Consider the following 15230-nt stretch of genomic DNA (forward strand, 5'->3'; position numbering starts at 1 on the left):
GGAGGGGAAATGGCGAAGCGCGATAAATATCCAAGTTGGGATGAGCTAATGCAGAACGCGACCGAGAATGTAGACTATCGCATTTCGGTGCGGCGCATAGAAGGAAGTGCTACGGCGATCCTTGCGCCTCATGGCGGAGGTATCGAATTCCTGACGCTTCCGCTAGCACGCTCAATTGCCGGCGGCGACTACAATTTCTATGCATTCGAGGGCGTCAAGAAAGATGGCAATTGGGACCTGCATATAACCTCGCACCGCTTCAAAGAAGCGCGTGCGCTCACATTGATCGCCGGTTGCGATCGTGTCGTGACCGTCCACGGCTTGGACGGCAACGCTAAGTCGGTAAAAGTTGGTGGTGCCGATGGCGCTTTGGGTAAAGCAATTCATGACGCTCTGATAGCTGCGGGGTTCGATAGCAAGATCGAGACATCAGGAGCGTACGCTGGAACCGAACCGCTCAACATCTGCAATCGAGCCGTTCCAGAAAAGGCGTTCAACTAGAACTCAAGGCTGGGCTTCGTAACGCGTTGAGGGACGACAAACAGGTATACGACGCATTTGTGGCGGCCATCCGCGCAGCGCTTCAGCAGAATGGGCGCACAGATCGAGACGTTGGCATTGAATGAAGTCTGCTGCCAAAGTGGGCTTAACAAGACCTGCCTGTCTCCTCTCCGCCTAATAATGGTCGTTAGTAGCAGAAAAAGCGGAATGACCGCTTTGGAGTGTGTGTGAATTGTACGGTAATGTCTGCAATGAAGCGCAAAGCTGCCACCCGCCTTTTTGGTTAAGAGCAGCACGATCTCAAAGCTTCTTATTCGAAGCAGACGTTAAACTTGAAAAGTCCGTAAATCCCCCCGTAATTCCAATTCTTCAAGACTACGCTGAGTCTGGAACATCCCGTATATTTGTTGCAGTCTCGCCAGCTCATCAGGGCTCAATCAAACTAGCCGATTTGTCCGGTGAAATGGGGAGCACTCCCAAGTGAACGCAAATGAAAAAAGCGAACTGCAGAAATTAACGCAGATAGCTGAGCTTTTATAATTGAGAATTTGCAGCCCGCTTGAACATCCATAATTCATTGTTTTGATCACGTCTTTTTTTATCACCAATCATATTTTGAATCCTTTCGGCTTTTATCTGCTTGCATCTTTCAAATCTTTACGCATAACGTCTTCGTGAGGCAGAACGCATCTGCCTTGGAGCGTCGAAACTCCTACCAGCGGTTGGTGCTGGCCGTTACAGCACCACACTCTTTGACCTTAAGGTCGGGGATCCTGTGGCGTATGCAACAGGCCTCCGGCTAAAGGCCACAGGGCCGTCTGGTACGGTTTCGACCTCCCCGATCACCAAGGGGTCAATGAGCATATGAAGCGGGGGCGTCCCGCGGATGCTCTTGGAAACAGAGCAACAAGCCTATATTGGTTAGTTCAAAGCTGATTTCGCCCCTTTCGTTAAAGCGGGAGGAAGCCGTGAACATTTGCAGCGCATACAAACCATATCAGACGAGATTTTTTCGGGCTGCTGTGATCTGCATGATGCATATTAGATGCGCGTGGCAATTGGGCTGTGCTGAATGCTCATTCTGCGGTCATCGCCTGCTGAAGCATTTCCTCTCGCACTGTTCATCGATAATCTCGGCGTTGCCAACGCAATCCACTATTCAATGCCGTCGGCTAAAACAGATTATCAAGGCTTCGCTTGTCGGCCATCGCGTTTACGCTCGCTTTGGCTGCTCATCTGGTGGGGGCCACCGAAGATGAGACATCAGCGTATTGGCGAGATTTGCTGTTACCTGAAACTGTCACTCCTGGGTGCGCTTTCACCCGGAATGCAACTGGGCATCGCGTGGTATCTGGTGCCTGACGTTGCGCGGCGAAGTATGGGCATTCAAACCGGTTATCTCGATTTGCCGGACCGCTGGCGAGATATTGAGCCGGTCGTTTTTGATACTTTGGCTGACCTTGTGCGCTCTGGCCAGCGCTCACTGCCTGCATTGCACCAATCAGGAATTATCAGTGCCGTTCATGCAACAGACCTGCTTGATTACGAACGCGAGCACTGGCCAGAGCGTTTTGCTTACCGAACACAGTGGTTTAACCGTGTGCTTGCTGATCTTGCTGACTGCGATCTGGTGTTTGCTGATCCGGAAATGGGGCTGATAGAAACAGGAAAGCCACTTCGTGCCGATCATGCAATGCGTATGACAGCAAAGGAGGCACAAACGCTTGCACAAGGCCGTACAGCCATCATCTTACACCGCAATTCGCTTCGTTTGGGCGGACAAGATGCTGAAGTGGATTATTGGCTCAGCCAGTTTGGTGCAAATGCGTTCGCCATACGTGCAAAGGCTTATCACGCGATCACCTTTTTCATGATCAACCCCACCCCAGCGATTAAAATCAGGGCCATTGAGTTTTGCGCACGCTGGCAGGATCTTAATGCTTATCTGCAGTGCGCACCTCCCCTCCCAAACAAGCTGGCAGGACAGTAAAAAGTACGTAGCAATTTAGCTGCCCTGAAACTCCGCTCCAAACACTCCAAACGGTCATCGCAAACAATGATCGACCGATCGCTTTCGTGCGTCCTTTTGAGCGCTAATCAAACAGCTATTTTGAACGAATATTTCTATGAGGTCGTGATGACAATACACAAACAAACAGCTTGCTTCCTTGTCACTTTGGCACTGCTCTTCGGTTCCAATGTAACGCCTGGAGTTACACAAAATTTTGATGGCGTAAAACAGGTGCTGAAAGAGGGTTTTAAGCCGCTGTCATTACCGCTGCAAACGGATTGGGGAACGATCAGCAGCGTCCGCATTCCTCCAATAAAGACACATCTCACGCTCAGGCAGCAAGAGTTCATCAAGCGCAATAAAGTCAAGATAGAGCCACCTGCCGATCCGCTTGATGCGTTTGGGTTTAACAATTACATCATGAGCAAAGACAGCACACAAGCATGCCGGTATCTTGTGGAGCTGATGAAATACACAGGCTGTCCGCCGCTCAAAGCCGCTTTCGTTAATCCGCAAAACATCACTGAATTCATCGTCGTGTCAGAGGAAATTCGTTCGGGCTATATTTCGAACGCACTTGTTGAAAAGACGCTTCTACCAGACGTACTCAAGCAACTGCAGGAAACGGCAAATCAAAAATCGGAAGAAAACGGTGTCGTCACGACTATCGCGCTGATCGAGCCGCCGTATTTCGTGCGGCCGGAAAATGACCCGCTCATTGCCTATACGATGCAAATGGTGTTCGCAAATGGCGTTGAGACAACGCGCTATTATGACCAAAGCGTCTATGTCCTGACCAGAAATGGTTATCTGGGGATCAATATCTTCAATACCAAATTCCTCAATAAAGAGCTTTTATTGCCGTTTATTGACAACTTCATTCGGGTTTCCAAACCCAATAACTATGGCAGTGCGTCGATGTTTGATTTCAATAAATCCGACATAAAAGCTGAAGATTTCCTGATGTTTGAGTGAGCTGGCTTATCACATCACCCGCAAATCAATCACGAGGATGCGGCCGTCTACAGCATCACATAACACGATATTTGGAGCTCATAGCATCCAGCAAGACGCCGCAGGCGAGATTGCTCTGCAAGAGCAGATTTAAAACAAACCAGGAAAGCAGCAGGCATGATCATTACCGAAGACATCAAAGTTGGTAGCGGCATTTATCACTTCATGGCCATCACCGGCAAAATAATTGCGACCGATCAGCGTAGCGACACACATGTGAGCGGACAGACCAATGTCAGCGTCAACAATGGTACCGGCAGTGGCTCCCACTCAATCCATTCATCGGTGAAAGTCGTACGCGACGTCTGGTTCAAACAGGAGAATGATCAGGAGCAACATGTTCGCATTCACCGTGATCTACCGATGCGCCCAGGACATCAGGTGGCTTTGATTGCCGTGGGCGGTCCACGCATCGAGGGAAACCGTGATACAGAATTGGTCTTTTACAATAAGGACGCCAACAACACATCGACGCTGAGTGGTTACACGATTCATAAAAGCGTCAATGTTCTTTACTGGCTTGCTTGTTTTGCGCCAATCGCACTGGCAATCTTTGTTGCGTGGGGTCTATTCGTCGGGACACCCGTTAATAAATTCGGACTGTTTGTCACCTTTTTTGGGGGTGGCTTAATTACGAACCGGGTCTGTGACTATATCCGTCGACGCAGGTTTGCTGCCGTGTTGAAAGCAAGCGAAGCTTTTATCCAAGGCGTTGGCGTCCGAATGGATGCCAACAAACAGTTTCAAAGCCAAAAAGACTGACTAAAATCACTTTCAGAAAAATCGCCACGCCAATCTGAGCCCGCAGATCAAGCTGCACCCTCCCAGCAATCTTCGGCCGGAACCCTCACGGCCGAGTTTTGCGTCGCCCCATGACGGGATTATATTTCACCGTCGACATGTTACCGACCTTATTAGAACATTCGGGTACACGCTGATACAAGCTGCTCTATTACCGAGAACTGGGTGCGCCAACATTTGGACATCATCTGCGCTATATCGCCTTCAGGCACGGTCTGATGGAGACGCACTCATCAAGTTGGACTGTGCTGCCCCGGCGTTTTGGGAAGAGCGTCGGGGCTTCCGTTTTCTATCGTAAGTTATATTATCTCACAGCACTGGGATTTGCGCCTGAATGACCGCTGCATCCAGTCTGGACATCCGTAATTTTATGACGGGCTTTTCTTTTCTAATCAGTGAGTTATATTCAATGCAGATACTGGGCAGTCCCGCCCCATTAGCCGCCCGGTGTCTGTAAAGCTTCGGTTTGGTATCCGCCTCCCGGAGCTTTTTCATTTCAAATTCAAATTTGCGAAAAAGCTGCTATAACGCTCTTTCAAGCAAGGGGATTTTTCACTGATCGGCAGTATCAAGCTGTGGGGGCGGCATAATGTATCATGGGTTTTGTAGTCTTCTGATCGATGACAAGCATGCAGGCGACATCGAATACCGGTTCAACAACACCGAGAAGGGTTTTCTCTGGCTCGAAGAACATCTACACCATTCTGCATTTCAGGCGCGAAGCCTTGCATTGAACATCGACAATGTGATCCGTGAGATAACGATCCGCATTTCGACGCGGGGCGAAGCTACCCCGTTCAGCTTTAAAAGCCTGCCTTCGCGCTGAACAAACATGCTGCGCTCACAATCGTTACGCAAAGATTTCAACGCAGCTTTACAAACACATATGCCGCTATTTCTGTGCGATCAATCCAGACCTCAAAACACCGAAAATCCGAATGCGGTTATTGTGATCGCGGAAGAATGACTTCAAATAACTAATCTGAACGCAACACGCCAATAATCTCATAAAAGAACAAGGACCAGCAATGAGCGTTTCAATTCAAACAGGTTCAGCACATCTGATTTGCAATGATATTAATGAAGGAGCCGTTGAATATAGCATCGCAGTCGCGTCATATGGACTAAGGCATAATATGCGCGGCAGAGTCTGGGGCAACAAGCCAGCCATTGCCAAAGCGCTCGGCGCCTCAACGATAGGACTTCAGCTGATCGACCAGACCCTGATTGCGCTTAAAGTCGAAGAACTTGATCGTGATGGATCAGCGCTCGTTACTGCATACGCCTGAACAATAATTCCGGCTTTGTTTCCCATTTACCGGCAGCAAGACCGCGCCGAATTAATTGCAGATGCAACGTGATTTCACTTTGTCATGCAGTGAGTTGGCGCAACACATTACATAACGGTGATCATTCAGCCGCGTTTTCTGACAAATTCTGTCCGCAAGACCAGTCCTTTGATAGCGTCGTGTTTGCAGTCAATCTCTTCGGGATTGTCGGTAAGGCGGATAGATTTGATCACTGTGCCTTGCTTCAGCGTCTGCCCTGCACCTTTTACCTTAAGATCTTTAGTCAGAGTGACCGAATCTCCGTCTGAAAGCACGTTTCCAGATGCATCTTTGACTTCAGCCTTTTTGGCTTTCTCAGCCGCAAGTTCTGATGCCGGGCGCCAGTCACCGGAAACCTCATCATACACATACTCGTCGTTTTGGTCAGTCATGATAGCACCCTTTCTCTTTTTACCTGTTTGAGTTTCCAAGGCATAGGCTGTCGGTCCGGCTCGTGCAATCAGATTGCGTGAAAGAAAAGCATAAAGAATTGCCTGAGGGCAATGGCGGCCTGAAGACGCTAATTTGTTGCAGAAAAAAGTTAGAAAATGAAAGAGTTTACGAAGAAGCCAAAGCGATTGGCTGGTGGGTATTTTTATAAGAGTATCATTGAATTGATTAGTATTTTTAAGTGTCGATCTGCGATCTCTTAAGAGTTAGATTTCCCGAAAAAAGTGGAAGAGCGCTTTGAAGAGATCATTTAACGCGCAGTTTTTATCAGTTTGAGTGACAGGTTTTACAGCTCCAGCTTTGGCTCGAGCGAGGCTTTCACTCGTTCAAATTATAAGGAGCAAGCATGCGAACAATCGGAGAGTTTGACCTGCGGGGCGACAGCTTTGTGGGTCAGATCCATCTCATTGGCCAGTGCCTTGAGTTGGTATTTTGGCCACGGACGAAGAAAGGAGAATTCAGCCCGGACTTCGACATCTATCATAATAACTATGCCGTCGGTTCTGCCTGGCGCAGAAAGACGCTTGATAGCGGCAAGGATTATTTGTCCGTCAAGCTGGATGATCCGACATTGGTCGCGCCCGTCTATGCGCGACTATTAGACAAGGATGAGCGCGGTAAGTACGCTCTTGTGTGGCAGCGCCCAAAAGCAAAGCCCGCTGAGTAATAAGTACTGTGATCCTTCACATGTATGGAATGCTGACATGTCTGCGAACAGGGGCACTCCCCTTCGAAGGCTCTATGCGCTTTAACGCATATTCATTTTATATTGACCTCTTCGAAATACCCGATTTCATGATTTAACACGCATTTTCTTCGGAAATCGTTTTGCACTTTTCCGATAGGCGTGTGTCAGAACATGTCCTGACAATACCATTGCCATGCGCATCTTTGCGTCTGGCGGTTTGCCTGCAGCGTTCATGCTCTGCGGCATCTTTGAGGCAATAGCCACTCTTTTTTCCTGCGAAACAGGACTTCACTGGCTCAGCCCTTCTCCCCAAACCGACTGATCGCGCATTCTGCCGAAGTTTTGTCAGGAGCCTTACTGCTTCCAGCATGCCTTCGCGCGCGGTTTGTCATCTCACAACCAGATAACAACGAAACTCAGAAAGTTAAAAAGACAATGACATCCGTAAACCAAAATACCCAGCTCACCCTTTCGTTTGAGAACGGCGAGGAAGCAGCATCTGCAAATCTACGCATTGCGCTTGGAGAAACCAATATCGTGATGCCGCTTCCCAAAAGCCTCGCCTTTGAAGGCAACAGTCCACTTCACATCAGTCTTTCTCTTCCAAACGCTTGCCTTCATAATAAGGAAATAACCAATGCCGTCGCATCATCAGAACCAGCACCACAAAATAAAACCCCAGACACGGAAGCCGCAACGACACAAACGCCTAAAAGCCAATTGCTTTTGCCATCTCCCCGTTTACAGAAAGCTACATCGAAATACGCCACTGAGTGGCCACTTGTCGGCGGTAAGGATCTTGTCATCGACACGGATGACATATTGAATTCAAAGGCGTTCAGCCAAGCTTACAGGCCTGGCATCAAACGCGACATTTATATTGCCGGATGCCCCGGTCTGATGGCGCTTAAAAAGCAGCTCGGCATTCCTGTCTTCAAGATCGGTGAATGTGGAGAAGGTCGCATTGCTGATCGCATCCGGCAGCAAAGCAAAGACCAGTACGGATCTCACTATAAGATGGATGGCGACTGGCCCGTGCAAGACAATGGCTATGACAAATACTCAGCGCTTCAGATCTATCTGCCGAAAAGCCACCTCAACGAGAACAGTCCAATCAAGCTTCTCAGCCGCGGATTGACCGTAACCTTACCCGAAGGCATGAGTCGGGCTCAGTTCAGCTATAGGTTCCAGAAGAAACTCGCTTCCTGCAGCTGGATTGAATGGCGCAAAACAGATGAAGCCATTGATCATTTTGAGCGCAATGCCATCGATCAGGATATTACCGATCGCTATACAGATTACGGCACAGCGCAGAACAGTGATCTCACGCAGGCGACCGAGCTCTATTGCATCCGTAACGAGGTGGACGATGATTGCAAGCGTCTGGTGGCCGTCATTGAGAACGTCATCTTAGAACAGATGGGTTTGATCTAATATCAACTCAGGCGGCAGAAACCAGACTGTCGCCTGATACACATAAACAGGAGAATCGGAGAACTGATATGGGAATCGAAGTGAAACAGGTATTCAAAATACCGAAGTAGCCGATAAATTAATATTAATTGAAGTTATAATTCTGTTTCAGCAATCCGGTCGACATGATAAATCAACGTTGCCTACTTAATATGAATATGTCGATATCACATTTACTATCAAATGTCAAGTAATAGCGAATTATTATTACAAAACAGGCATTTACATCGTTGATGAGATTCGCTTTCCTTTAGCCATTATCAACTTTGAAAGAGATATCATGTCAACTGAACGTAGAATTATAGAACTGAGAGAAATACCTGACACTTGCTTTTTTCAGAAGCTCGAAAAGGGATGGGTTCACTTCCGCAGAACTGGAAATGAGCCGGGTGAAGGAGCAGAAAACTATTGCTGGCTCGAGGGTAACTATCTTGATGCAGCTGATTACCAGACAATGCTGCCCTCGGCGCCGGTCATACTGAGCGACGTGCGAGACGCTCCCTTGATAATCACACAAAAAGTGCCGCTGCGCATCTCAGCAGGAAAAGTGCGGGGAAAGAAGAACCCTCACTGCGATCGAATTATCGATCATCTAAGCATATTTCATCGAGAATGGTTCTATATGCTTCAAAACAAAAAAAGAAATGGGACATGGGCTGAAAGTCGAATTGAGTTATTATCGGACCCTGCCCGTTCCTTTCCTTTAAAAAGACCTTTTGGATTTGCGTCACTGAACAAACTCTCACAAGCCAAGGTTCCGGTTTATACTTCATACAAAACGACCGCGGACTTTAATAATGCCTTCCGTGCTATCGGAGCCAAGCTCGATCAGCCATTGGAAGAGAAATCCGACTTAATGGATTGGGAGAAGCCAATCTTCACTTTGATCAATGTGCTTACAGAAGCTTATTTCTGTGCTTATAAATTTAGCCACGGAATAAGCGAAGTCGGCCATGACATACGAGAAAGATTAGCGAATAAGCATAGAGGTAAACGCAAGACGGCCTATCAATTCTCTAGTAAAACCATCACAGAACGAATGGTTGGACTGGAAAGAGAATACAATTTCTCGCTTGACGAAAAAATTATCATCGCTCGTGTGACTGCTGTTAATCCAGCCGATTTCATTCTTTCAGATGAATGCCGCCGCCACTATTACGAACTGCTCATTGCGACATCTGGTACTGCCGACGGAAAACCCGTAAAGCAGATTACTGAAAACGCGGTTCAGCTTCTCATTAACTGGCATGATAACATCCCCACCGATGATGAAGGGGATGATATTAGGTTTCTAACCGAAATTTGGCGTTTGTTAAACCAAAAGCCTTTATCTTATAATATTAGCCCGATGCATATCAGGATTATTGCCGCGCAACTCGGTATACCCGGCCCGTGGCAATATTTAAGGCAACAAACGGCAGTTACAAACTAAAACCTACCACGGAAACCTATGGCAGGCTCCTGCGACAAGCTGCACATTAAAATAAATACTCAAAGTTCCGATCCGATGAAAGCACCGATTTGATTCAGTCATATCTATATGCGCCTCAATTGGATCGGTACTCACTAATTTATTGCATTCATCATACATACTATACTCTTTCACGATTGGGATATTACGCGTGAGATTATGCGACGATCGTAAAACTAAATCAGTTTCGTAGATGCGCCCACGAAGACTTATCCCGTCACGCTGCCCCATCACCAAATTTCTCAATTTCAGCCGCTAGCTTGCCTAGCTTGCTGTGACGCCGGGAACATTGAAAGTATCCAGAAACGTATGGTCCGGCATTGGAACCAGATGCCTTTATAAATGATCAGGCAGAGCATTTTCAATTTTTCAACTTACACAATAAATGCTCAACGCCCTCCGCCATAGCATTTTACTCCAAAACACCGTTTTGATCGTACCGACCCTCGGGCAGATTTTGTCCTCCCGAATATTTTTAAAGTGTCGGAGTATTTCTGCAAACTTTTACATGAAACGACGTGATTATTGAAAGGCCTCCGAAACGCAAGGAGGCCCACATGGCCAAGCAGAAAACAAGAAACGACTCCACACCCTTAACTGACGCAAAAAATTGCGCCAGCAACACGCCTCGAACCATTGCGCGAATGCGGAAGCAACCGCGCATTGTTCTTAAGGTCGAAGCAGACCTCTCCGACAACGCCCGCCTGATTAACAGGGCCAGTTTGCAACTTGCCGAGCTGATTGCTCAGCAAATTGCACGTGATGTTTTGCGCACCCAGTCCACGTCTTCCACCGCCACAAACCACTAACCCAACAGGAGTTTCAGCCCCATGCAACGTTTTCAGAATTCAATCTCACTCACAACCATGAAACCAACGGAGTATCCAATGAAACGCGTCGCAAGTTATGGTCGTTATTCGAGCACACTGCAAAGCCAGTCCTCCATCCAGGACCAACTTAGTCTCATCGCGCACCATGTCGAGAAGCAGCCGGGCTGGCAAATTGTCAATCAATATCAGGATGCAGCAAGCTCTGGTTCGACCTTCATTTCGCGACCCGGCATCAGGCAACTCATGGCTGATGCCGAGAGAGGAAAGTTTGATATCATTATCGCAGAATCCCTTGATCGCTTTACACGCGATCAGGCTGATGCTGCTATTCTTTACAAAAAAATGCGGTTCTTCGGTATTCAAATTATCACTGTTTCCGAAGGCGAAATCACTGAACTGCATATTGGCCTTAAAGGGACGATGAATGCGCTGTATCTCAAGGATCTTTCGGAGAAGACGAAACGCGGCCTTAGGGGTCGCATTGAGGCTGGTTTGTCGGCGGGCGGATGTGGCTATGGTTACAGAGTTCTGAAGAAACTCAATCCGGATGGAACGCCGATGCGAGGCCAGCGCAAAATCAACGAAGTTGAAGCCGTTGTGATACGCCGCATATTTACAGAATTTGCAGCCGGCCGCTCTCCTCGCGCTATAGCGCGCGACCTTAATGCCACGAAGATCAAAGGTCCGAATGGCAAGAAATGGAATGATACGACAATCAGAGGGCATCATAAACGTGGTACTGGTATCATTAATAATGAACTCTATATCGGCAGACTGATCTGGAACCGGTTGCGCTATCAAAAAGACCTGGAAACCGGCAGACGCGTATCAAGACTCAATCCGCCCGAAGAATTGGTCATCAATAATCTGCCCAAATTGCGTATCGTTGATGATGCTCTTTGGGAAGCTGTGCGCAAACGTCAAAAAATCATTTCTGAGATGAGTGCTAACATGACTGCGTCTATTCAGTCCTACCATTCAAACAACAGACTTTCCGGCATGCGTCGACCAGTATCGCTGCTCTCCGGAAAAGTGTTCTGCGCCGAATGCGGAGGCCATTATTCTTTACGTGGTGCAAAACGCTTCGTTTGCTCCAACCATATTGGTCAAGGTACCTGCGCCAACGGACGAACGATCCTACGTGTTACATTGGAGAATATGGCTGTTTCAGGCTGGAAACGACTGCTGGCGAAAGCAGAGTTGATCAGCGTCGCTCAGCGCACATTTGCTGTTGAAAGCCGCAGGCTTCAGGGCGATGCCTTGATCGGTACAGCACATATCAAAAGCCAACTCGCGCAAACAGACAAAGAAATTGCAGCATTGGTGAATGCGATCAAAGCGGGGATGTTTCATGAGAGCATGAAGGCCGAACTTGATCGGCTTGAGCGTCTAAAACTGGAACTCCGTGAACAGGTCAACGCCTGCAACGATATCAAGCCTGTCCCGGCCGAACTCGAACAGCTTTTCAAAGGCAAGCTGTCAGAGCTTACCCAATGTCTTAATCAGCGCGAACACATTCATGTGGCGGGTGATATCATAAGATCGCTTATCGACAAGATTGTCATCCAGCCCCAACCTTTGCGCGGGCATATGGAAATCCAGATATTCGGGCCGATTTGCGAGACACTCAGCTTAAATGACCAAGAGCAAGACGAGGGCCGATCAGAGACACTATAGCGTGATCGTAAGTACCTGTCGGTCCATTGCCAGCCCATACTGAGGGCTGGCAATTTCTCGTAAAGGGCTGCTGATTTTCTTTGCTTTTGGCTGAGCGCACTCATCAGTGACTTCGACCATTATAGCTTTCAAAAAGCTTTCATGTTCCACGGCGATCTAACGCGACCGCTTTTTTCGATAAAGCTTTTGATCCACCCGTAGGATCGCGTCTTTAAAGCTCAATTTTTGTTCGCATCTGGAATATCCAATGGATACGGACAAATGATGATGCGCTTCAGGCTGGCTCTTGCGGAATAATTCTGCAGCGCCAAGATTGATATGAGTAATTACCTCGTGCACATCAGCCGTTTTCGCAAGGTCGACAAATGCGCAAAATTCATCGCCACCGATACGCCCGATCAAGCTATCTTGAGGCAGGACTTGTTGAAGTGCACTCGCAACCGCCATTACAGCATCATCGCCAGCCAAATGCCCGTATTGATCATTGATCGATTTAAGGTAGTCAACATCAGCGAGCAAAAGCCAGCCTTTGACACCGATTTCTAATGCACCTTCAAACTGCGTGACAAATGCCCGGCGATTTAGAATTCCGGTCAATGGATCCGTACTCGCTGATTTCGCAAGTTCATTCGCGTGGCGCACCAAATCGCGGTAGCTTCTTTCAAGCTTTTCCAAACGTGTGAACCAAACCAGCCCGAGTGGAATGGCTATAAGAAACGGCAATACTAGTCTGACAAGAATAGTTATCGTATCAGCTTGAGCACCGACGATAATGCGAATGCCCGTTGATATGGAAATCGAAGTAACTGCCGCAAGCACGGTCACCTTGGCCGTCTGCCTGAGCACATAATTCGAGGGCGTTTTCACGAAAGCACAACAATCAAAACCATGTGAGTCTTAATTTCCCCAGCATTACATCCCATATAATGTATAGAACAAACTCAACATCATAGCCACAACGTGCATCTTGATCTTTGACGTATCATCCGTTGAGCCTTGTTTGATAAAATCCCAGATCAGAGAAAAGGACTGATGTCGCTCTTGCCACATGTAAGAGTTGCAGTGTTTCTCTTCCACATCGCCCCTTGAGTCCAATCAAACGATCAGCCGTATGTTCACGCAGTTCACCCAATTCTATCCGCAAAAGTTTTTGCTTTTACATTTTCTCACCCCTACGGCATGATCTGTTTAACAAGGAGCCTCCGATGAAGCGTATTGCCCTTTACGCGCGCTATTCGTCTGACAATCAGCGCGAGGTCTCAATTGCGGATCAATTCAGAATTTGCGAAGAACGGGTTCAGCGTGAAGGGTGGACTATTGCTACCTCCCATCACGATGCTGCAATTTCCGGTTCAAGCATCGTTTTGCGCCCCGGCATTCAGGCGTTACTTCAGGACGCACAGGTGGGCCGGTTCGACATCGTGATAGCAGAAGCATTGGATCGCATCAGCCGCGATCAGGCAGACGTAGCGACCCTCTTCAAGCAACTGCAGTTTCTCGGCATTACCATCGTCACTCTGGCCGAAGGCGAGATCACTGAACTTCATGTTGGCCTCAAAGGCACGATGAACGCACTGATGCTCAAAGACCTGGCACAAAAGACCCATCGGGGTCTGCGCGGACGCGTTGAACTGGGCAAATCTGGCGGTGGGCTTTGCTTTGGTTATCGCGCCATTCGACATTTAAATGATGACGGCGCCGTGTCTCGCGGAGATCGCGAGATTGTTGAGCATGAAGCGCTCATTATACGCCGCATATTTTCAGAATTTTCGAACGGTATTGGTCCGAGAACGATTGCGCGTCAGTTAAACGCGGAGGCAATTCGAGGCCCCGGCGGCAAACTATGGAATGACACCACCATCCGGGGCCATGTCAAACGCGGTACTGGGGTCATAAACAATGAACTCTATATCGGCCGGCTGATCTGGAACCGGCTTCGTTACATCAAGGACCCATCGACCGGAAAGCGCGTGTCACGCATGAACCCGGAATCGGAATGGATCATCAAGGAGGTGCCTGAACTGCGCATTGTCGATGACGAACTCTGGCAAGCGGTGCGTGTCCGGCAAGACCAGATCGCTGAACAGTTCGCAAACGTCACGGAAGCTATCCGTGACCATCACAAGCAGAACCGCCTCAATGGCACGAGAAGGCCAAAATCATTTCTGTCCGGCCTTGTCACTTGCGGCCGATGCCAAGGACCCTGCTCTCTTCGCGGCACGGATCGCTTTGTCTGCTCAAATCATATCAGCAAAGGCACATGTGCAAATAGTCGAACAATCACACGTAAAGAACTTGAAGCACGCGTGCTTGCTGGGCTCGAGCACCATATGATGACGCCAGAAGTCGTCGCTGACGCCATGCGCAGCTTTGTGGAAGAGAATAACAGGTTAAACAGCAAGCACCGCAACAACACCAAAATCTGGCAAACGGAGCTGGAAACAATCAGTAAGAAGGTTTCACAGATTGTCGAAGCCATTGCCGATGGCATGTATCACCCGCCCATGAAACAGAAGATGGATCAACTGGAAACGCGCAAGAGTGAGCTAACCGCCCTCCTCGCCAATCTACCCGATGACATGCCTGACATCCTTCCAAGCACTTCCGCGATCTACGCGAAGCAAGTGTTGGCACTAACCAAAGCGTTGAACGAGCCCGAACAACGACAGGCCGCCTCGCAGCAACTGCGCTGCTTAATTGAGAAGGTTTCTCTGACGCCCGGTCCAAAACGAGGCCAAGTCGATGCGACATTGCACGGTGAACTAGGGACAATTCTCAACTGGATTGAGCGTCAAGCTGTTGGAAAGTCTACAAAAAACAAAAGTCCCGGAGATGATCTCATGGGAGTGTCTGTATCAGTGGTTGCGGGGGCAGGATTTGAACCTGCGGCCTTCAGGTTATGAGCCTGACGAGCTACCGGGCTGCTCCACCCCGCGCTATTTTTTGAACTATTCGGGTCATGATATTATTTCCGCCGAAGAGGCGG

14 protein-coding genes and 1 tRNA gene are annotated in these 15230 nt (G+C 48.4%); 12 read left to right on the top strand and 3 right to left on the bottom strand.

Going from position 1 to position 15230, the window contains the following annotated elements:
* The first annotated feature begins 9 nt into the window (after nucleotides 1–9).
* From OPR82_RS11675 to OPR82_RS11700, 6 genes are all read left to right on the top strand, one after another.
* Nucleotides 10–501 (top strand): poly-gamma-glutamate hydrolase family protein, encoded by a 492-nt coding sequence (locus OPR82_RS11675; RefSeq protein ID WP_265984933.1) that lies wholly within the window; start codon nucleotides 10–12, stop codon nucleotides 499–501.
* 1072 nt (nucleotides 502–1573) lie between these two features.
* Nucleotides 1574–2491: a hypothetical protein gene (locus OPR82_RS11680; protein ID WP_265984934.1), complete on the top strand. Its 918-nt coding sequence runs from the start codon at nucleotides 1574–1576 to the stop codon at nucleotides 2489–2491.
* A 147-nt stretch (nucleotides 2492–2638) separates the two neighbouring features.
* Nucleotides 2639–3487 (top strand): hypothetical protein, encoded by an 849-nt coding sequence (locus OPR82_RS11685; protein WP_265984935.1) that lies wholly within the window; start codon nucleotides 2639–2641, stop codon nucleotides 3485–3487.
* 156 nt (nucleotides 3488–3643) lie between these two features.
* Nucleotides 3644–4288, top strand: coding sequence for a hypothetical protein (locus tag OPR82_RS11690; protein ID WP_265984936.1), 645 nt, complete (start codon nucleotides 3644–3646; stop codon nucleotides 4286–4288).
* Between the two features lie 628 nt (nucleotides 4289–4916).
* Nucleotides 4917–5153 carry a hypothetical protein gene (locus tag OPR82_RS11695; protein ID WP_265984938.1) on the top strand — a complete coding sequence of 79 codons (237 nt, stop codon included), beginning with the start codon at nucleotides 4917–4919 and terminating at the stop codon, nucleotides 5151–5153.
* Nucleotides 5154–5355: 202 nt separating this feature from the next.
* Complete coding sequence (locus tag OPR82_RS11700) at nucleotides 5356–5616, top strand: hypothetical protein (protein WP_265984939.1); 261 nt, start codon at nucleotides 5356–5358, stop codon at nucleotides 5614–5616.
* A gap of 125 nt (nucleotides 5617–5741) precedes the next feature.
* Here OPR82_RS11700 and OPR82_RS11705 read toward each other — a convergent pair whose 3' ends face one another.
* Nucleotides 5742–6047 (bottom strand): alkylphosphonate utilization protein, encoded by a 306-nt coding sequence (locus OPR82_RS11705; RefSeq protein WP_265984941.1) that lies wholly within the window; start codon nucleotides 6045–6047, stop codon nucleotides 5742–5744.
* Between the two features lie 404 nt (nucleotides 6048–6451).
* On the opposite strand from OPR82_RS11705, the gene OPR82_RS11710 reads away from it, so the two are divergent.
* From OPR82_RS11710 to OPR82_RS11730, 5 genes are all read left to right on the top strand, one after another.
* Nucleotides 6452–6772, top strand: coding sequence for a DUF736 domain-containing protein (locus tag OPR82_RS11710; RefSeq protein ID WP_265984943.1), 321 nt, complete (start codon nucleotides 6452–6454; stop codon nucleotides 6770–6772).
* A gap of 456 nt (nucleotides 6773–7228) precedes the next feature.
* Nucleotides 7229–8227, top strand: coding sequence for a hypothetical protein (locus tag OPR82_RS11715; RefSeq protein ID WP_265984944.1), 999 nt, complete (start codon nucleotides 7229–7231; stop codon nucleotides 8225–8227).
* A gap of 319 nt (nucleotides 8228–8546) precedes the next feature.
* On the top strand, nucleotides 8547–9698 hold the full coding sequence (locus tag OPR82_RS11720; protein WP_265984946.1) for a hypothetical protein: 1152 nt from the start codon (nucleotides 8547–8549) through the stop codon (nucleotides 9696–9698).
* Between the two features lie 596 nt (nucleotides 9699–10294).
* A complete protein-coding gene (locus tag OPR82_RS11725; RefSeq protein ID WP_265984948.1) occupies nucleotides 10295–10546 on the top strand; it encodes a hypothetical protein in 252 nt (83 codons plus the stop codon).
* A gap of 78 nt (nucleotides 10547–10624) precedes the next feature.
* Nucleotides 10625–12244, top strand: coding sequence for a recombinase family protein (locus tag OPR82_RS11730; RefSeq protein WP_265984949.1), 1620 nt, complete (start codon nucleotides 10625–10627; stop codon nucleotides 12242–12244).
* A gap of 156 nt (nucleotides 12245–12400) precedes the next feature.
* On the opposite strand, the gene OPR82_RS11735 is transcribed toward OPR82_RS11730, so the two are convergent.
* Nucleotides 12401–13111: a GGDEF domain-containing protein gene (locus tag OPR82_RS11735; RefSeq protein ID WP_265984951.1), complete on the bottom strand. Its 711-nt coding sequence runs from the start codon at nucleotides 13109–13111 to the stop codon at nucleotides 12401–12403.
* Nucleotides 13112–13449: 338 nt separating this feature from the next.
* Here OPR82_RS11735 and OPR82_RS11740 point away from each other — a divergent pair, with 338 nt between their 5' ends.
* Complete coding sequence (locus OPR82_RS11740) at nucleotides 13450–15147, top strand: recombinase family protein (RefSeq protein ID WP_265984966.1); 1698 nt, start codon at nucleotides 13450–13452, stop codon at nucleotides 15145–15147.
* Here OPR82_RS11740 and OPR82_RS11745 read toward each other — a convergent pair.
* Nucleotides 15104–15180: transfer RNA gene (locus OPR82_RS11745), tRNA-Met, on the bottom strand. The two genes, OPR82_RS11740 and OPR82_RS11745, sit on opposite strands and share 44 nt — an antisense overlap.
* Nucleotides 15181–15230: the final 50 nt, after the last annotated feature.

This window comes from Ochrobactrum chromiisoli, from assembly GCF_026241335.1.
Classification (GTDB): Bacteria; Pseudomonadota; Alphaproteobacteria; order Rhizobiales; family Rhizobiaceae; genus Brucella; species Brucella chromiisoli.